General features: G+C 64.3%; 18 protein-coding genes. 10 read left to right on the top strand and 8 right to left on the bottom strand.

The window, feature by feature from the left end:
- Window positions 1-30: 30 nt before the first annotated feature.
- Window positions 31-903, top strand: a complete 873-nt coding sequence (locus LB554_RS22110; protein WP_224586945.1) for a methyltransferase domain-containing protein — start codon at window positions 31-33, stop codon at window positions 901-903.
- Between the two features lie 20 nt (window positions 904-923).
- On the opposite strand, the gene LB554_RS22105 is transcribed toward LB554_RS22110, so the two are convergent.
- The 5 genes from LB554_RS22105 to argJ form a co-directional block, all read right to left on the bottom strand.
- Window positions 924-1103, bottom strand: coding sequence for a Flp family type IVb pilin (locus LB554_RS22105; protein ID WP_140787759.1), 180 nt, complete (start codon window positions 1101-1103; stop codon window positions 924-926).
- Window positions 1104-1212: 109 nt separating this feature from the next.
- A complete protein-coding gene (locus LB554_RS22100) occupies window positions 1213-1527 on the bottom strand; it encodes a hypothetical protein (RefSeq protein ID WP_140787757.1) in 315 nt (104 codons plus the stop codon).
- Window positions 1528-1647: 120 nt separating this feature from the next.
- Window positions 1648-2070: a (deoxy)nucleoside triphosphate pyrophosphohydrolase gene (locus tag LB554_RS22095; protein WP_224586943.1), complete on the bottom strand. Its 423-nt coding sequence runs from the start codon at window positions 2068-2070 to the stop codon at window positions 1648-1650.
- An 8-nt stretch (window positions 2071-2078) separates the two neighbouring features.
- Complete coding sequence (locus tag LB554_RS22090; RefSeq protein ID WP_140616904.1) at window positions 2079-2831, bottom strand: GNAT family N-acetyltransferase; 753 nt, start codon at window positions 2829-2831, stop codon at window positions 2079-2081.
- Window positions 2832-2860: 29 nt separating this feature from the next.
- Complete coding sequence (argJ, locus tag LB554_RS22085; protein WP_140823952.1) at window positions 2861-4102, bottom strand: bifunctional glutamate N-acetyltransferase/amino-acid acetyltransferase ArgJ; 1242 nt, start codon at window positions 4100-4102, stop codon at window positions 2861-2863.
- Between the two features lie 222 nt (window positions 4103-4324).
- Between argJ and LB554_RS22080 the strand changes: the two genes are divergently transcribed.
- A complete protein-coding gene (locus tag LB554_RS22080; protein WP_140713089.1) occupies window positions 4325-4924 on the top strand; it encodes a TetR/AcrR family transcriptional regulator in 600 nt (199 codons plus the stop codon).
- A 59-nt stretch (window positions 4925-4983) separates the two neighbouring features.
- Here the strand turns inward: LB554_RS22080 and LB554_RS22075 are convergent, their stop codons facing one another.
- A complete protein-coding gene (locus LB554_RS22075) occupies window positions 4984-5919 on the bottom strand; it encodes a peptidylprolyl isomerase (protein WP_224586941.1) in 936 nt (311 codons plus the stop codon).
- 261 nt (window positions 5920-6180) lie between these two features.
- On the opposite strand from LB554_RS22075, the gene secA reads away from it, so the two are divergent.
- A complete protein-coding gene (gene secA, locus LB554_RS22070; RefSeq protein ID WP_015315583.1) occupies window positions 6181-8913 on the top strand; it encodes a preprotein translocase subunit SecA in 2733 nt (910 codons plus the stop codon).
- Window positions 8914-8969: 56 nt separating this feature from the next.
- Here secA and LB554_RS22065 read toward each other — a convergent pair whose 3' ends face one another.
- Entirely contained in the window at window positions 8970-11555 is a 2586-nt protein-coding gene (locus LB554_RS22065; protein WP_140720275.1) for a helix-turn-helix transcriptional regulator, read from the bottom strand.
- Window positions 11556-11768: 213 nt separating this feature from the next.
- Between LB554_RS22065 and LB554_RS22060 the strand changes: the two genes are divergently transcribed.
- The 5 genes from LB554_RS22060 (at window position 11769) to LB554_RS22040 (ending at window position 16069) form a co-directional block, all read left to right on the top strand.
- Window positions 11769-12041, top strand: coding sequence for a DUF4242 domain-containing protein (locus LB554_RS22060; protein WP_023770749.1), 273 nt, complete (start codon window positions 11769-11771; stop codon window positions 12039-12041).
- A 427-nt stretch (window positions 12042-12468) separates the two neighbouring features.
- Window positions 12469-12966: a hypothetical protein gene (locus LB554_RS22055; protein ID WP_015315580.1), complete on the top strand. Its 498-nt coding sequence runs from the start codon at window positions 12469-12471 to the stop codon at window positions 12964-12966.
- Window positions 12967-13027: 61 nt separating this feature from the next.
- On the top strand, window positions 13028-13234 hold the full coding sequence (locus LB554_RS22050) for a DUF1127 domain-containing protein (protein WP_015315579.1): 207 nt from the start codon (window positions 13028-13030) through the stop codon (window positions 13232-13234).
- Between the two features lie 154 nt (window positions 13235-13388).
- Window positions 13389-14789, top strand: coding sequence for an oligosaccharide flippase family protein (locus LB554_RS22045; protein ID WP_015315578.1), 1401 nt, complete (start codon window positions 13389-13391; stop codon window positions 14787-14789).
- On the top strand, window positions 14789-16069 hold the full coding sequence (locus LB554_RS22040) for a GNAT family N-acetyltransferase (RefSeq protein ID WP_140616852.1): 1281 nt from the start codon (window positions 14789-14791) through the stop codon (window positions 16067-16069). Before LB554_RS22045 ends, LB554_RS22040 begins: the two co-directional genes overlap by 1 nt.
- A 200-nt stretch (window positions 16070-16269) precedes the next feature.
- Here LB554_RS22040 and LB554_RS22035 read toward each other — a convergent pair whose 3' ends face one another.
- Window positions 16270-17805: an FAD-dependent oxidoreductase gene (locus tag LB554_RS22035; protein ID WP_140823956.1), complete on the bottom strand. Its 1536-nt coding sequence runs from the start codon at window positions 17803-17805 to the stop codon at window positions 16270-16272.
- 20 nt (window positions 17806-17825) lie between these two features.
- Here LB554_RS22035 and LB554_RS22030 point away from each other — a divergent pair, with 20 nt between their 5' ends.
- Window positions 17826-18320: a MarR family transcriptional regulator gene (locus LB554_RS22030; RefSeq protein WP_210161499.1), complete on the top strand. Its 495-nt coding sequence runs from the start codon at window positions 17826-17828 to the stop codon at window positions 18318-18320.
- 107 nt (window positions 18321-18427) lie between these two features.
- Window positions 18428-18769 (top strand): hypothetical protein, encoded by a 342-nt coding sequence (locus tag LB554_RS22025; protein WP_224586939.1) that lies wholly within the window; start codon window positions 18428-18430, stop codon window positions 18767-18769.
- The last annotated feature ends 6 nt before the right edge of the window (window positions 18770-18775 follow it).

The raw sequence follows: 18775 nt of genomic DNA, 5'->3' as shown, positions 1-18775 counted from the left end.
TCAGGGCGCCGACATACAAGGATCAATCCCTTGCAGCCTATAATGGACACCTCTCTGTGGCTGGCGCACAAGCGGCGCGCGCTCATCCATCCGGTTGACGGCGCCGACTTCCTCATGCGCCGTGCCGCCGAGGATCTCGCCGACCGGCTGGGCGCCGTCGAGCGAAAGTTCGCCAAGGCGGCGGTGCTGTTTTGCCAGACATCGGCCGCGGCCGATGTCCTTGCGCGGAGCGGCAAGGTGGCGGATCTCGCCCGTGTAGAGACGGCCGCGGCTTTCCTGAACGGTGCCGCCGGCCTGATTGCACCGCCGGAGACCGTCCCGTTCGAGCCGCAAAGTCTTGATCTGGTGGTATCGCTTTTGTCGCTGCAGGCGATGAACGACATCCCGGGCATGTTGATCCAGATCCGTCGCGCGCTGCGGCCGGACGGACTTTTCCTCGGCGCCTTCGCAGGCGCCGGCACGCTTGCGGAACTGCGCGAAAGCCTGCTTGCCGCCGAGACAGAGCTCTACGGCGGCGTCAGCCCTCGCGTCATCCCGTTCACCGACGTACGCGATGCCGGTGCGTTGCTGCAGCGCGCCGGTTTCGCGCTGCCGGTCGCCGACGTCGAGACGGTGACGGTGCGCTATGCCAACCTGTTTGCCCTGATGGCGGATCTGCGTGCCATGGGCGAAACCAGCGCGCTGGCCGATCGCAGCCGGCGGCCGGGCACGCGCCAGCTGTTTGCCCGCGCCGCGGAAATCTACGCCGAACGCTTTTCCGACCCCGACGGTCGTATCAGGGCAAGCTTCTCGACGGTCTGGATGTCCGGCTGGGCGCCCGATGCATCGCAGCAAAAGCCGCTGAAACCCGGTTCAGCCAAGGTTTCGCTGAAGACTATACTGGAGGGACCTGATGGGCATTGACCTGTTCGCAGGCACCAGCCTCATTGCGCAAAGGCGTTGGCAAGCCTGCTGGAGTTGTCGCTGAACAGCCAGGTCAGCGAGTTGAAGACCTGGCCGATACCGCCGATGATCGTCAGCGACAGCACGGCGATAATCAGACCATATTCGACGACCGTGGCGCCGTTTTCGTCCTTCAGAAAACGCAGCAGCACTGTTTTCATGACCTCGATCCCCGTTGCGGAAACTTTACCGCGGACCTGTTAAGAAAGGTTAACGGCAAAGGCTTAACAGGCGGTGAAGTCGCCGACCGTCGGAAATGTCCTGGCCTGGTCAGCAGTCGCCACTGCTTTTGCCATCGGAACGGATAATGCAGACGCCTCCTGGATCGGCCTGCAGCACGCTGCGGCGTACCGTATAGGTGCTGCGATGGCTGATCGAACCGGTAGCCGTCATGTCCAGGCCGGGGAAACCGTCTCGGGCCGTTTGCGAACGCGCCTGGTTGTCGAGGAAAGGGGTCGCGATCAACGCCAGCGCCACGGCGGCCGATCCGAACAGCAGCGTGAGGCGCAGGACGCCCATGCCCGCATCAGCGACACGAAAGCCGCGCTCGGGCCGGATCGAATCCCAATCCCTGTCCAGGCTCATTCTATCGCTCCCCAGCGAAATGGCGGCGGCCGCACGAAAAACGGCCATGCATCAATTTTTCATGATGAGATAAATCTTCCATTAACGCTGGCTGATATGGACGGTGGTCCAACCAGATCCTCAAAGGAGATCGATCAGGAAGGGGATCAGTGGCGCATCGGCCGGCGGCATCGGATAGTCGCGCATCTGTTTGGGCCGCACCCATTTCAGCGCCTGCCCTTCCCTCGGCTGGGCGATGCCGCGGAAGCGGCGGCAGACAAAAAGCGGCATCAGCAAGTGGAAGTCGTCATAGGAATGGCTGGCGAAGGTCAGCGGCGCCAGGCATGGGATCTCGGTCTCGATACCGATCTCCTCCTGCAGTTCACGGATAAGGCATTGTTCCGGCGTCTCGCCGGCCTCGACCTTGCCGCCGGGAAACTCCCACAGGCCTGCGAGTTGCTTGCCTTGCGGCCGCTGCGCCAGCAGCACCCGACCATCGGCATCGACCAGCGCGCAAGCGGCGACCAGAAGCAGGCGCTTGCCGCTGGATTGCACATCATTCATGCCCGATTTCACCCATGAACAGCGGGCCGGCGGTAGTGGTAGCGATAGACTTCCTCGAAGCCGAGCGCGCGGTAGAGCGCCAGCGCCGGCGCGTTGCCAGCCTCGACCTGCAGCCAGGCTTCCCGTGCGCCGCGCAGCCTCGCCCATTTCAGCGCCGACAGGATCAGGTTGCGGCCGTGGCCCTTGTTGCGCGCCGCCTTGTCGGTAGCGACCTCGAACAGGCCGGCCAGATCGCCGTCATGCACGCAGATCAGCGTCGCCAGCGGCTCCGTCCCATCCTCGAGTGCGAACAGCCCGGCTTCAGGCTGGATAGCGCCGATGATCTCCGACAGGCCCGGCCGCAGCGACACGTCCGAGCCGCTGACCTTGAGCAATGCGCCGATGAAGCGGCTGATGTCCTTGAGCGGGATCTGGTCCATGGCGGCGTCGAGCTGCGCGTCGGCCAGCGGCAGCCGCATGACCAGCGATTCGTCGAACCGACTCCAGCCCTCCTTGTCGAGATGACTGGCAAGATCGGGACCCGACAATGGCGACATGCGGAACGTCAGCGGCCGGCCGTACGCGTCGAAACGGCGGCTCGCGCGGCCGATGCGGTCGGCGATGTGCTGGATGTCGCCGGGATCGAGCGGATTGACCGAGTTCAGCCGCTTGGCCGGATGACCGGCGGTCAGGCGCACCACCCAGGTGCCGTCATAGTGGACGGCGGCCGCGGGCCAGGCGCGAAAGCCGGCCGCCTCATAGCGGCGCACGGTCGCGAGCATGCTTGCGGGATGACGCGAAACCAAGGCGATCAGCTCCGGTAGTCGCCATTGATGGCGACATATTCCTTGGTGAGATCGCAGGTCCACACTGTCGCCTTGCCGCGGCCGATGCCGATATCGGCGCGGATGCGGATGTCGTCGCGCTTCATATAGGCCGAGGTCTTTTCTTCCGAATAGCTGGGGTCGCGCTCACCCTCATGCGCCAGCCTGTTGTCGCCGAACCAGATCGACAGCCGGTCGCGATCCGCGGGCTCGCCGGCCTTGCCGACGGCCATGACGACGCGGCCCCAATTGGCGTCCTCGCCGGCGACCGCCGTCTTGACCAGCGGCGAATTGGCGATCGACAGCGCGATGCGTTTGGCCGAGCGGGCCGACTTGGCCCCGGTGACGGTGACCTCGACCTGCTTGCGGGCGCCCTCGCCGTCGCGCACCACCTGCAACGCCAGCGACTTCAGCACCTTGCCGAGCGCCCGGCGGAACTGGCCAAGGCGGGCGTCCCTGGGATCGGTGATCTCGGGCGCGCCGCGCTTTGCCGCCTTGCCGGTGGCAAACAACAGCAGCGTGTCGCTGGTCGAGGTATCGCTGTCGACGGTGACAGCATTGAACGTCTTGGCCGTGCCGCGCGACAACAGGTCCTGCAGGGCAGGAGCCGCGATCGGCGCGTCGGTGGCGATGAAGGACAGCATCGTCGCCATGTCGGGCGCGATCATGCCGGCGCCTTTGGAAATGCCATTGATGGTCACATCGGCGTCGCCGAGCTTGACCGTCGCCGTCGCCACTTTCGGATACGTATCCGTGGTCATGATGGCCTTTGCCGCCTCTGTCCACAGGTCCGGCTTGCCGTCGCTGACCAGCCCGGCGAGCAGATGGCTGAACTTGGCCGTGTCGAGCGGTTCGCCGATGACGCCGGTCGAGGCCAGGAAAACCTCGCCTGCCGTGCAGCCCGCGGCCTTCGCCGCCGCTTCGCCCGTCAGCGCGGTGGATTCGCGGCCCTTCTGCCCGGTGAAGGCGTTGGCGTTGCCGGAATTGACGACCAGCACCCGCGCCTTGCCCGAGCCAAGGTTCTGGCGGCAGAAATCAACCGGCGCCGAGGGACATTTCGACCTGGTGAACACGCCGGCGACCGCGGTGCCTGCATCGAACACCATGGCCAGCAGGTCGGTGCGGCCCTTGTACTTTATCCCTGCTTCGGCGGTGGCGATGCGCACCCCTTCGATTTCTGGCATTTTGGGGTATTTCTTCGGCGCAAGCGGGGAAATCGTCGTGGACATTCAGACCTCGGGCGGGAAAATCGCAAGGGAAGGCCGGTTTGCCCGATACGGCGAGCCGGTGCAAGCGCGTTTTCGTCGCTCCCGCGGAGGGCAAACCCGTTCAGGATCAAGCTTGCATTTCAAATCTGTTGGCGTCGCCGGGGTCCGTGGCGCTATGATCTTCCACATTGGGCAGGCGGGATCACTTATCATTGCCAGCGAATTGAAACGAGGACGAAAGGCATGGCCGAGGAGGCGGATACGGCGCGCAGATCGATCGGTGCGCGGCGCAATCCCGACAGCGCGGACGCCATCCTGGAGGCGGCCGAGGCAGTGCTGGTCGAAGGCGGCTATGCCGGCTTCTCGATCGAGGCCGTGGCGCGCCGCGCGCGCGCCGGCAAGCCGACCATCTATCGCTGGTGGCCAAGCAAGGCGGCATTGCTGCTCGAAGTCTATCAGCGCCAGAAACGCGTCGACATCCCAGACAGCGGAAGCTTGGAAGAAGACCTCGTCGGCTTCCTGAAAAACCTGTTCGCGCATTGGCGCGACACGCCTTCGGGCAGCGTGTACAGGTCGCTGATTGCCGAGGCGCAATCGGACGAGACCGCCGGCGCGGCGCTCGCCGGCTATGCCACGGGGCGCCGGACTCACAACAGCCAGATCGTGGACCGCGCCAAGGCAAGGGGTGAAATTGCCGACGATATCGATTCAGAGGTGGTCGCCGATCTGATCGGGTCCTTCGCCTGGAAGCATCTTTTGACCAACCGCCTCGACGTGAATGAAGCCACGATACGAACCGCTGTTGGCTATGTCACGCGAGGCATCGTCACGCCCAGGCGCTAAAAAACGGCAAAAAAATAGGCGCGGCGAGCAATCACTCGCCGCGCCTTCGCGATTGCGTCCTACTTGGCGCTTTCCAGCGTGTCGACGGCCTTCTTCAGATTGGCGTCGGGGATCTCAACCTTGGCGCCAGCGCGAAGCGACTTGACCAGCGCGAAATACTTGTCGCGGATGACCGCCTGCTTGGCCTGGTTCTTGACGTCGTCGAAGGCCGGCGGCTGCTTGGCGCGCTTGTCCTCGAGCTTGATGACATGCCAGCCGAACTGCGTCTGCACCGGCTCCTTGGTGTATTTGCCGACCTCGAGCGCGAAGGCCGCCTTGTCGAACTCCGGCACCATCTGGCCAGGTCCGAACCAGCCGAGATCGCCGCCATTGGACTTGCCCGAGGGATCGCTGGTGTGCTCGTTGGCGAGCTTCTGGAAATCACCGCCGCCGTCGAGCTGCTTGATGATCGCCTCGGCCTCTTCCTTCGTCTTCACGAGGATGTGACGGGCATGCACCTCGTTGACCGGCGGCGTGTTGGCGATTTCCTGGTCGTAGCGGGCGCGAACCTCGGCGTCGGTGACCTTGTCGACCACACCCTTCTCGACCATCTCGCCATGCAGGGCGCGCTGCTGCAGGAAAGCCATGCGGCGCTGGAAGTCAGGATCCTTGTCGAGACCGTCGGTGACCGCCTTGGCTGCCATGACGCGGATTTCGATGGCCGCCGAAAGTGCCGCGGCGCGGCGCTGCTCGGGCGGCAACTGCGCGAACTGCTGCGACAGCTCGCCTTCGGCAAGCACCAGATCGGCTTCGGTCAAGGGCTGGCCGTTGACGGTGGCGATCACCGCATTCGGGTCGACCGGCGCCGCGACCGGGGCAGCCGCATCCGCCGGCGCGGCGGGGGCGGCCGGAGCGGGAGCGGTCTCCTGCGCCGTGACAGGCGACAGGCAAAGAGCCGACAGGCCGAGGGCCAGGCCAAGGCTGGCAAGCGACGCACGGCTGAACAACAAGGACATAAGGATGACTCCGGTCAGGGATTGTAGGGAGGGTGGCTTCCAGATCAGCCAGATTGTGGCGGAATTTGGCGCGACCGGCAGGGCCAGCGCGGCGTTGACATCAGTTGAGCCCCCTCTTATCTGTCCATCGACTTGGCGTCCAGAACCGTTTTCCGGGCGCTTTTTGTGTTTGCCCGTATTCAGGCGGTGCGTTCACGTGGATGTGATGGGGCCGCCCGGCGCCTGTCTCAAGATTGAGAATTCTATCGAAAGGACCATTGGATGGTCAGTCTCGGCGGTCTCGCCCGTAAGGTTTTCGGTTCCTCCAACGACCGTCGGGTCAAATCGACCCGCCCCCGTGTCGAGGCGATCAACGCCATGGAAAACGAGATGCGGGCGCTCTCCGATGCCGAGCTTGCCGGCCGCACGGAAAAATTTCGCCAGGATATCGCCAACGGCGCCAGCCTCGACGATCTGCTGATCCCAGCCTTCGCAACCGCCCGCGAGGCCGCGCGCCGCGTGCTTGGCATGCGCCCCTTCGACGTCCAGCTGATCGGCGGCATGGTGCTGCACAATGGCGGCATCGCCGAGATGCGCACCGGCGAGGGCAAGACCCTGGTCGCGACGCTGCCGGTCTATCTCAACGCGCTCGCCGGCAACGGCGTCCATGTCGTTACCGTCAACGACTACCTCGCCACCCGCGACTCCGAATGGATGGGCCGCGTCTACAAGTTCCTCGGCCTCTCGGTCGGCGTCATCGTCCATGGCCTGTCGGACGAGGAGCGTCGCGTCGCCTACGCCTCCGATGTCACCTACGCCACCAACAATGAGCTCGGCTTCGACTATCTGCGCGACAACATGAAGTACGAGCGCGCCCAGATGGTGCAGCGCGGTCACAATTACGCGATCGTCGACGAGGTCGATTCCATTCTGGTCGACGAAGCGCGCACGCCGCTGATCATTTCCGGTCCGCTCGAGGACCGTTCGGAAATGTACAACACCATCGACACCTTCATCATCCAGCTGCAGCCGCAGGATTATGAGATCGACGAGAAGCAGAAGACCTCGATCTTCACCGAGGAAGGCACCGAGAAGCTGGAGAACATGCTGCGCGATGCCGACCTGCTCAAGGGCGAGTCGCTCTACGACGTCGAGAACGTCGCCATCGTCCACCACGTCAACAACGCGCTGAAGGCGCACCGGCTGTTCCAGCGCGACAAGGACTACATCGTGCGCAACGGCGAGATCGTCATTATCGACGAGTTCACCGGCCGCATGATGCCCGGCCGCCGCTATTCGGAAGGCCTGCACCAGGCGCTTGAAGCCAAGGAACACGTGGCGATCCAGCCGGAGAACCAGACGCTTGCTTCCGTCACCTTCCAGAACTACTTCCGCCTCTACAAGAAGCTTTCCGGCATGACCGGCACGGCGCTGACCGAAGCCGAGGAATTCGGCAACATCTACGGTCTCGAAGTCACCGAGATCCCGACCAACCTGCCGGTCATCCGCAAGGACGAGGACGACGAGGTCTACCGGACGGTCGAGGAGAAGTACAAGGCGATCGTCAGGGAGATCCGCGAAGCCAGCGCCAAGGGCCAGCCGACACTGGTCGGCACGACCTCAATCGAAAAGTCCGAGCAGTTGGCCGAGCGCCTGCGCAAGGAAGGCTTCACGGATTTCGAGGTTCTGAACGCCCGCCATCACGAGCGGGAAGCGGCAATCGTCGCCCAGGCAGGCAAGCCCGGCGCCATCACCATCGCCACCAACATGGCCGGCCGCGGTACCGACATCAAGCTTGGCGGCAATGCCGAGATGCGCATTGCCGAGGAGCTGGGCGACATGCCGGAAGGCCCCGAACGCGAAGCGCGCGAAAAGGAAATCAATGCCGACGTCGAGCGCCTGAAGGAAAAGGCGCTGGCCGCCGGCGGCCTCTACGTGCTTGCCACCGAGCGCCATGAATCGCGCCGCATCGACAATCAGCTCAGAGGCCGCTCTGGCCGCCAGGGCGACCCCGGTCGATCGAAATTCTTCCTGTCGCTGCAGGACGATCTGATGCGCATCTTCGGCTCCGAGCGCATGGACGGCATGCTGCAGAAGCTCGGCCTCAAGGAAGACGAGGCCATCATCCATCCCTGGATCAACAAGGCGCTGGAAAAGGCGCAGAAGAAGGTCGAGGCGCGCAACTTCGACATCCGCAAGAACCTGTTGAAATATGACGACGTCTCCAACGACCAGCGCAAGGTGGTGTTCGAGCAGCGCATCGAGCTGATGGACGGCGAGGGCCTTTCGGAGACCATCGGCGAGATGCGCGCGGGCGTCATCGACGAGATCGTCGCCAAGGCCATTCCCGAAAACGCCTATGCCGAACAGTGGGATGTCGCCGGCCTGAAGGCCGAGGTCGCCGAATTCCTCAATCTCGACCTGCCGATCGAGGACTGGGTCAAGGAAGAAGGCATCGCCGAGGACGACATTCGCGAACGCATCTCTCAAGCCGCCGACGCCGCGGCAAAAGAACGCGCCGACCGTTTCGGTCCCGAGGTGATGAACTATGTCGAGCGCTCCGTGGTGCTGCAGACGCTCGACCATCTGTGGCGCGAGCACATCGTCAATCTCGACCATCTGCGTTCGGTCGTCGGCTTCCGCGGCTACGCCCAGCGCGATCCGCTGCAGGAATACAAGAGCGAGGCGTTCGAGCTGTTCCAGGCGATGCTCGGCAATCTGCGCCAGGCCGTCACCGCGCAGCTGATGCGCGTCGAACTGGTCCGCCAGGCCGCCGAAGCGCCGCCGCCTGAAGCGCCCGACATGTTCGGCACGCATATTGACGGCACCACCGGCGAGAATGATTTCGAAGGCGGCGAAACGGCCCTTCTGGTACGCCAGGAAAGCACCGCCATCGTCGCTCCCGAGGACCGCGACCCTAACAACCCCGCAACCTGGGGCAAGGTCGGCCGCAACGAAGCCTGCCCCTGCGGCTCCGGCAAGAAATACAAGCACTGCCACGGGACTTTCGCGTAAAGACCTGCAGGATCGGTGTTCCCCGGACTTCTGATCCGGGGGCGGCTCCCATATTGTCAGATCAGCCCGGAATCGCGCGCCGCGGCGGTTGCCTCGCCGCGCGAAACGGCGTCCAGCTTGCCCAGCACCGCTGAGACATGATGATCGACGGTCTTCGGGGAGATGGTTAGGTGCTCGGCGATTCTCTTATTGGAGAAACCGCGCTCGATCAGGTGCAGAACCTCCATTTGGCGGAGCGTCAGGCCAGCATGATTGGCGCGTGTGCTCTGCCGCGGTCCCCTGGCAATGTTATGGACGCCATTCTGCCGCATGACGGCGCGGACGTGCTGGGCCACCGGCCGGGCACCGAGCCCCTCGAATATGTCCAGGGCCAGGCGCAGCGCCGGCTCGTCGCCGTACAACAGGGCGAGCGCCCGTTCGAACGGAGCGCCCAGCCGGGCCCACAGCATCGCGGCACCACGCCAGTCGCCGGTGAGCAGCAGGCGATAGGGCTCCGCCATGCCGGTCGTGTCGCCAGGACTGCTTTCAGGTGACAAGAGCAGCCGCCAGACGGCCAACTCGGCGAACATTGCCCTCGTCGGCGACAGGCTTTCGGCCAGGTCGATCAGGCGAAGTGCCTCTTCGGTGTCGCCTTGCCCGAGCCATGCCAGTTCGGCCATCGACGCCGTGTAGGGGACCAGCCGCTGCAGCTCCATTCCTTTGTCTAGGAACCGCTTCATTTCGTCCAGCAACGGCGCGGCCGGATCGCCTCGTCTTATGCGCAATTTCGCCAGCGCGACCAAGGATGGGTAGCGCACCAGGGCCGTGGTCGCACTATCGTCGATGACGTCGTGAGCCATCGCGGCCGCATCGTCCCAAAGGCCGCGTCGCAAAAGCAATTGCGCCTGCACGCCCCGCATATAGTCGCGCCAGGTCGCGAGGTCATTCTCGACGCAATAGGCGATGCCCCGGTCGAGAAAGGATTGCGCCCGGACAAGGTCGAGCTGGTTCATTTCGGCGCAGGCGCAATTGGTGAAGCCGCGTGCGGCGTGCTCCTGGAAATTCTGCCCGAGCGCGATGTCAAGGCTGCGGGCGAGGTGCAGACGGCCCTTGGCCAGGTCAAGCCACTGCTCGGCGGAGCCAAGATTGTTGAGCGCATGACAGACTATCTCCGGCTTGTTCAACCGTTCGGCCAAACCGACTGCCTTGCAGCCGAGCAGCAGCGTCTCGTCGAGCTTCTCGGCCAGCATCGCCAGCTGCGAGAGATTGGAATAGGCCATGGCAAGCTCCGGACTGGCCGGCGCCTGTTCCAGCAATTCCACCGCCTGTGCCCCGAACAGGTCCGCCTGTTCTCGGTCACCCACCAGATAGGCGAAGCGCGACAGGCATCTGAGGCTGTCGCCCTCCCTGAGCGTGTCGCCCAACGCCTGCTGCAACCGCCGCGCCTGGCCCTGCGCCTCGATGGCCATATCGATGCGGCCGATCAGATGGCATTCAAAGGCATAGCCTTCGTAAAGCCTCGCCCGGTCGCCCATAGGCAGGCTGTCGGCGTGCCGCAGGGCGACCTCGTAATAGCCGGCCGCATCGCGATGCGCGCCGACGCGGGAAGCCTCGCGCGCCGCAAGCGGGGCAAGCTCGCGCACCGCTTCCAAATTCTGGGCCTCCACCGCATGGTGGACAAGTCTTGCCGTAGCCACCTCGGCGTTTTCCTGCAGTGCGGAAAGCGCGCGCTGGTTGAATTCGCGCCGATGGCTTGGCGTCAGCGCCATCTCGACGGCGCGACGGGCGATCTCGTGGCGGAAGGCATAGCCATCGCCGAGATCGTCGAGCAGGCCGTTCGAGACACATTCCGCCAGTTGGCCTGCGCTGGCGACACCACAGAGGCCGCGCAGCGCCCAGACATCGGCGCGGCGTGGAAACACCGACACCGCGTCGAGCATAGAGCGCCCGCCCGGCGACAGGCGCTCGGCACGCGCCAGCACAGCGTCGCGGACGCTGGCCGGCGGGATCATCTCGCTTTCGGCAGCCAGCAACTCGGTGACGAAGAAGGCGTTGCCCGCGGTGGCGCGATAGATTGCGCTGCCGTCGCGGTTGGCGGCTTCGGCAAGCGACAACACCGCCGCTTCGCTAAGCAGCGGCACTTCGATACGCTGGACGTTGGCGGCCGGAATTTCACCGAGCACCCGACGCGCGCGCATCTGCCCTTCGCTGCGGTCGGTGCGTGCCGTGAACAGCACCAGCATATGCGTGTTGGCGATGCGTCGGCCCAGGAAACGGACGAAATCCAGGGTCGCGTCGTCGGCCCAGTGCATATCCTCGATGACCAGCAGGCCCGGCCGAGACCTCGCCTCGAAAACCTCGAGAGCGTCTGAAAACAGGGGCAGCCGCTGGCCTTGCCGGTCATCGATCGCCCGGGGCAGTGCCCACTGCGCATCCCGGGCCAGATCGTAGAGCGGTCCCAGCGGATCGGGGATCGACAGATCCTCGCAGGCGCTGCGGAATATGGAAACGTGCTGCCCAACACCGCTTACGAACGCCTCGACGAGTGCCGTCTTGCCGGCGCCGGCCTCGCCCAGCAATGCCGCCACGCGGCCGCGACCGCGCGCCGCCGCCGCGAGCAGTTCCTCCAACTGATCAAGTTGCGCCTGCCGCTCCAGAAGCATCGTTACTGGCCCATGAGTATCGTCGTCTGCCCCATCCCCCAGGATACCCACGCTTCGGTATCCGCAGTGTGGCTCCAAGATCGAACGTCGAAAACATAGGGAATCGTCCCGCGAAATATGGGGAAAGGCTCCGATGCGCGCTTTCGAAGGCCATGGTTTTTCTCCGACCGCGCTCATTTCGAGCGTGAATCAATCGTAAAAGGAAGCCATTCCATGCCTCGCTATCTGATCGAACGGACATTCCCCGACGGACTCAACCTGCCGATGAACGACATCGGCGCAACGGCGCTTGGCGGCATCATCATGCGCAATGCCGAGAAGGGGGTCACCTGGGTGCAGTCCTTCGTCTCGCCCGACAAGAGCAAGAGTTTCTGCATCTACGACGCCCCCTCGCCGGAGGCCATCCGCAGCACGGCGCAGAAGAATTCCCTGCCGGTGGACAAGATCACGGAGGTGAGGGTCCTGGACCCCTACTTTTATCGCTGATCCAATGGAGCAAGGATGGAGCCATGAGCGTGAAATTGTCCTGGGCAATGATAGCGGGCGGTTTTCCCTGTTGTTCCCTCCCGAAACGGCCGCCGGCATGGCGTTCGACCCTGCACCCCACCGGCGCGGTCTCGCATCGCGGATTGTCTCCGCGCTGCTATCGCCATTGCGAGGCCGGCGCGGGCGCCTGCCTCCGCAAGACGATTATTTGAGACGGGACGTCGGTCTGCCGGAGCACGAGATGCGGCGGGACTACTGGGAATATTGGTGGTGGCACCAATGAGACCGCGGTCCGGTTAGACGGGATGGACGAGGATCGAACCCGTCCCGTACTGCCAATCCCATGCCGCGGGCGTCTGCAGCCAGGCCTGGCCTTGCTGGCCGGCCTGGGCGCCTGCCGGATCATCAACAATCAATGGAGAACAAAATGAACGTCAATTTCTGGCGCCTTGCCGCGCTGTTCATCACGTCGATCGCCTCCACCGCCGCATCGGCGGGGAAGGACAATCCGCTTGCCGACGAGGTGCGGGCGGCCAACAGCCGCTTCGTGAACGTCGCGGCGGCCACCGCCGAGGGCTATGCGCCGATTCCTTGCGCCAGTGGCATCACTGGCGGCGCCATGGGCATTCATTACGTCAATGGCGCCTATCTGAAGGACGATGCGATCGACCTCGCCAAGCCGGAGGCCGTGATGTACGAGCCGATGTCCGATGGCACGCTGAAGCTGGTGGCCGTCGAATACATCACCGCGAAGGGTCCGGCCTCGCTCGGAGGCCAGTTGTTCAACTTCAACAGCGCTCCCAACCGCTATGGCCTCGGCCCTTTCTACGAACTTCATGTCTGGGCCTGGAAGCAAAACCCGACCGGCGCCTTCGCCGACATGAACCCGAACGTCTCGTGCGACGCCATGAAAAAGGCCGACTGACGGCACCCGGCCTGCCGGTCCAGTCCCGGCAGGCCTTTCGCGCGCATCGCGAGGAGAAATCATGCCCGAAATCGATGTCGTCCTGGCGAGGCCGCGCACCCGGCCTTCGCGCCTGATGGCCGTTACCGCTTGGCTTGCACACGGATGGCACCTGCGGCATGGCCGGCGTCGCTTGGAGGCCATGCCCGGTTTCATGCTGAAGGACATCGGTATCAGCCGTTGCGCGATCGACCATGTCGCAACGCGCGGAGAGGCGCGCCGCCGGTAGATCCGACTGGGCGACAAACGGCGCCGCGCCTGTGCGGCACCTTCACCGTTCGTCGACCCTCAGCCATTACGCACGCCCTCCCCACCCACGCTTTCTTAAGGTGTCTTCGCTACACCAAAGCCTGAAAAGAGGCGGAAAACGGAGAGAAATCGGGGTGCGCTTTTCCGCGGCCACGACTGCCGGGCGGTTCTTGCCGCAGCGTTTGGCGCTGCGCGTGGAGCCTTTGCTTGGCCGCCTCGACGCCGTGCTGTTCACCGCCGACGAACGCGGCGAGGCCGGCCGCATGTCGGTCATCGCCTTCTCCATCCGCATCGTCAGTGCCGTCATCGCCTTCATCAGCCAGGTGCTGATGGCGCGTTGGATGGGTTCCTTCGAATACGGCATCTTCGTGCTGGTCTGGGTGACGATGGTCATCGTCGGCAACCTCGCCTGCCTCGGCTTCCACACATCGGTCATCCGCTTCATCCCCGAATACCGCGAGCGCGGCCTGATGGATGAATTGCGCGGCATCGTCGTTGCGAGCCGCCTGTTCGTGCTGATCGCCTCGACGGTCATCGCCGGGCTCGGCGCCCTCGGCGTCTGGCTGGCCGCGCCCTGGATCGAAAACTACTACGTGATACCGTTCATCCTCGGCGTCATCTGCCTGCCGATGATCGCGCTGTCGGATTTGCTGCAAGGGCTGGCGCGCGCCAATTCATGGGCGTTGTTCGCGCTGTCGCCGACCTACCTGATCCGGCCGGTGCTGATCCTGCTGTTCATGGCGCTGATGCTTTGGGCGGGCTACGCCGCCGACGCGCGGACGGCGATCTTCGCTTCGATCGCCGCTACCTACGCCACCACGCTGACCCAGCTCATCGGGGTCACCCAGCGCATGGAAAGGCAAATTCCGGCCGGCCCGATGAAAGTGCATTTCGCGCAATGGTTCGTCGTCTCGCTGCCGATCTTCCTGGTCGAGAGCTTCTTCTTCCTGCTCACCAACGCCGATGTGCTGATGGTCGGCGCCTATATGGATCCCAATGACGTCGCCGTCTATTTCGCCACGGTCAAGACGCTGGCGCTGGTGCATTTCGTCTATTTCGCGGTCAAGGCAGGCGTTGCCCAGCGCTACGCGCAGTTCACCCATGGCGAGCCGCAAAAGCTTGCCGCCTTCGCCCGCGAGACGGTATCATGGACCTTCTGGCCCTCGCTGCTGATGGCGTTTCTGGTGCTGGCGCTGGGCGAACCGATGCTGGTGCTGTTCGGCCCCGAATTCACATCGGGCTATCCGCTTCTGTTCCTACTCGTCTTCGGCGTCGTGGCGCGCGCCGCCGTTGGCCCCTGCGAAAGCCTGCTCACCATGAGCGGCAACCAGAATGTCTGCGCCGCCGTCTATGCCATGACACTGGCCTTCAACATCGGGCTCAACGTGGTGCTGATCCCGCTTTTCGGCCTTTGGGGCGCGGCCATGGCCACCGCCTTTGCCATGATCTTCGAGGCCGGCGCGCTATCCTTCACGGTCTGGCGCAAGCTCGGCATCGTCATGGCGATCTTCGTGCCAGCCAAAGGAGCCGCCTGATGGCCGCCATCCCTCTGCTCGAGGAAACCAGCGGCGGTCCCGCCGGCGCCATGGTGTCCGGCCTTGCCGGGCTGGCGCGCGACGCCGATCCCGCCCATATCGAGATCCTCGCCAACAACCGGCCCGAGCGCAAACTCGCCATCTACCCGGCGTCGGCCGGCTTCGACCTGGTCGAGGAACTGGACTATCTCTGCGCCCGCACGATCGAGCCGAACGTCTTCTTCAACCCGCGTTTCCTGGCGCCGGCCATGCCCCGGCTGGAAGATCGCGAGGTGCGCCTTGCCGTGATCCGCGACGGCGATGAATACCGCAACCGGCTGCGCCTGCTGGTGCCGATCTCGGTGGAACGGCCGGTGGTGCCGCTCGGCGTGCCGGTCATGCGCACATGGTCGAGCCCATTCGGCCCGCTCGGCACGCCACTGATCGACCGTGACGATCCGGTCGGCGTGGTCGAGGACTTCTTCTCGATGCTGTCGCGCCCGCATCTCAAGCTGCCGAAAGTTCTGGTCCTGCCCGACATCAGGCTCGACGGTCCGGTGTCGAGCCTGGTCGCCACCGTGGCCGAGACGCGTGGCCTGGCGCTGGTCACCACGGGCCAGACTTCACGCCCCGTGCTGGAGAGCGAACTCGACGGCGACGATTATCTCAAGGCTTCGCTGCGCGCGCACCACTATCGCGAATTCCGCCGCCTGAAGCGGCGCCTCGGCGATCTCGGCAAGCTCGAACATGTCGTGGCACGCGGCCCCGAGGAAATCCGCCACGCCATCGAGCACTTCCTGACGCTGGAGGCGTCCGGCTGGAAAGGCCGCGAGCGCACCGCCATGGCGATCGACCGCTTCCGCGCCGCCTTCGCCCGCGAGGCGGTGCACCGGCTCGCCGAACAGGACATGTGCCGCATCCATTCGCTGACGCTCGACGGCCGCACCATCGCTTGCCTGATCGTCTTCGTCGAGGCTGGCGTCGCCTACACCTGGAAGACGGCCTATGACGAGACGCTGGCCGCCTATTCGCCGGGCACGCTGCTGATGATCGAGGTCACCAGGCAGCATCTCGACGATCCCAACATCATGATGACCGATTCCTGCGCCGTGCCCGACCACCCGGTGATGAGCCGGCTGTGGAGCGAGCGCAAGCCGGTCGGCACATTGGTGATCGGGTTGACAAGGGACGCCGACCGCCTCGCCCGCCAGGCCGCCTCGCAGCTGCATCTCTACCGCGAAACCCGCAACATGGCGCGCCTGCTGCGCAACCGGATGAAGAGTTTGCTCAGACGGCGCTAGACCTGCGCGGGGTGGGTGATGCAAAACCGTAGATTGGCGACAACCTGCCCGGTGGGTCGCGCTACTGGTAGGCCTTGCAACCCCATTCAGAAATGTCCTCTGGCATGGCGGGCCTAGGACAGTCGAACGGCCGACATGCGTTCCAGCGGCTGTCGTGTCCGGGGACGGCCTCCGCAGGCCGTCCTGATCTCGCAAGTCCGTCATGTTGGTGCAACGTCGACCCTCCCGTTTGACTGAGAGCAGGCGTTCTCGGAAGGAAGTACCTTCGCCAGATAGTCACCGACCAGGGTGGAACTCGCGGCATCGAAAGTGGCGCCGACATAGCCGTCCGGCCGGATGAGCAGGCAGCCGCCCTCGGCCAAGCTGAGCTGATTGGAGGGGTCGCGCAGTTCCGCGCCTTCGCCCACCGTGACCACTCGCAGGCCCGCGCGCGCAGCCACGATCGGCCAGTAGTCAGGGCTCGATAGAAGCAGGGTCCAGTGCGTGCCGGTCATCACGTCGAACAGACGGCGGGGCTGTCCAGCGGCGCCAGTTAGGGTCGCGTCCGGCATGCGCTCACCGGCCCGCGGGCCAATCGTCCGACCACCTCCGTCGTGAGAAAGTGATGAGTGGGGATAGCCGATGTCGAGCTGATGTGTGTCGCGGCCGCGCCGCATGCCGCCTTGTTCGCGCTGACGGTCGAGCAACTGGGTCGAAAGCCCCAGGACATCCGCCGCAACGGTGCGTCGCTCCTCCTCATAGGTGTCTAGCAGCGCTTCGCGGGCGCCGGCCAAGACTGCGGCCAATTTCCAACCGAGATTGTAGGCGTCCTGAACGCTGGTGTTGAGGCCCTGTCCGCCCGTTGGCGGATGGATATGCGCGGCGTCGCCGGCTAGCAAAACCCGTCCGACCCGGTAGCGGTCAGCCAGACGCGCGTTCATCGCGTAGGCGGATGCCCAGGCCACCGACTGAACATCGATGTCGCTACGGCCAGTCCGTTCGGCGATCATCCGCGTCAATCCATCCGCGGAAAGGTCAGGCTCGCCGTCCAGCGGGATCGGCGCCTGCACCTGGAACAGGTCCGTGCCCGCGAGCGGGCAGATCATGACGAGCCGCTCCATGTCGCCGTCATTGAACTGGTGCCAGGCAGCGCGGTCGAGTCCGCTCAGATGGGCATCCGCCACGATAGCACGGACACCCAGCGTCTTACCGGGAAAGTCGATGCCGAGCGCACTGCGGATCGAGCTGCGGCCACCGTCAGCACCAACCAGATAGCGCGTATGGACCCGCTCCTCGCCGCCAGACGACTTGAGGCGGGCGCTGACGCCATCATCGTCCTGCTCGAAGTCGATCAATGCGGTGCCGAACTCGACACGATGGCCCAGCTCCGCGAGGCGCTCTCGCATCACGCCCTCTGTAAGGAACTGCGGGATCATGAGCGCGATGAAATAGGGGACGTCGGGCGAGGGTTCGGGCGCTTCGAAAACTGTCTTTTCGTCATAGCCGCCGTCGTTGCGATACTCCCTCATCGGCGGATAGACACCGCCGGCTGCCATGATGCGGTCGATTATGCCCAGATCCTCGAACACCTCCTGCGTGCGTGGCTGCAAGCCCTTGCCGCGCGAGCCGGCGAAGGGACGTTCCATCTGCTCAACGATGCGGAACAACACGCCTCGCCTCGCCAAGTCGATTGCCAGCGTCAGCCCGGCTGCTCCCGCGCCGCAGATCAGGACGTCAATTTCAGCTCGCTCTTCCATTTTCGGCTCCAATGTGCATAATGCACATATTAAAGGGAGCCAAGCCGGTGTCAATAAAGAAAGTGCATAACGCACATATTAAAGTGTTGTTGCCCGAGCTGCATCGCTCGCTGATTGACATCGTCACCATCATGAACCGACCCGAGCGGGATGTGGAATTGCTCACCAAGGCGGGCCTCACGCTCGAGCGTGCCCTCTTCCCGCTGCTCGTTCTTGTCGAGAGACTTGGCCCGATCGGCGTTGTCGATCTGGCTGGCCGCGTCGGTCGCGATTACACGACCGTCAGTCGACAGGTGTCACGACTGGAGGAGCTGGGACTGGTCACGCGGCGCTTGAGCGCCGCTGACAAGAGAGTTCGCGAGGCCGTTGTCACACCGCAGGGAAAAGCGGCGACGGACGCGCTGGATGCGGCGCGGGAGCAAATAGCCGTTGCCAAATTCGCCGACTGGGACCGCAAGGACTTCGACGATCTAGTCCGCTTGATGCGAATGCTCGTCGATACGATGAAGGATTAGACCATAACCCAACAGCAAGTGTCGCACGTTGCAAGGAACGACCTGCGCCCTCACTCTGTAATATGTGTCTTATACACGCGTCTGATGAAAAGTGCAGCAGGCGCGACATGTCTGCTTACGCTGCACTTTCTCGACAGAAGCGAGCGGCTGAAACCGGCGCGCGCCTTGTTGTCGCCCACCACAGCGTGCCGAACGGAACGGCGAAGCGCTGGTTGGCGCGTTCGTCCGCCTTCGCCGACCGCGCCGACGTCGATTGGGGAAAGGCCGCGGCCTGGGCAGAAATGGCCGGCCGTTTGCCGCTGCTTTCCGGCGCCGAAGAGGATCTGGTTTGCGAGACCGGATTCTCGGATGTCGAGCTTCTTCCATGCCGCCTTCTCGTTCCGTGGCTAAGTGGCGGCGGCAAGCATGGCCTGAGCGCCTCCCGCGATAACTGCCCCCAAAATGGCTAAGCTTTG

Source organism: Mesorhizobium sp. CO1-1-11 (assembly GCF_020164995.1).
Classification (GTDB): domain Bacteria; phylum Pseudomonadota; class Alphaproteobacteria; order Rhizobiales; family Rhizobiaceae; genus Mesorhizobium; species Mesorhizobium australicum.
The sequence above is the reverse complement of the archived record's forward strand: the minus strand, read 5'-3'. Positions and strand labels throughout refer to the sequence as shown.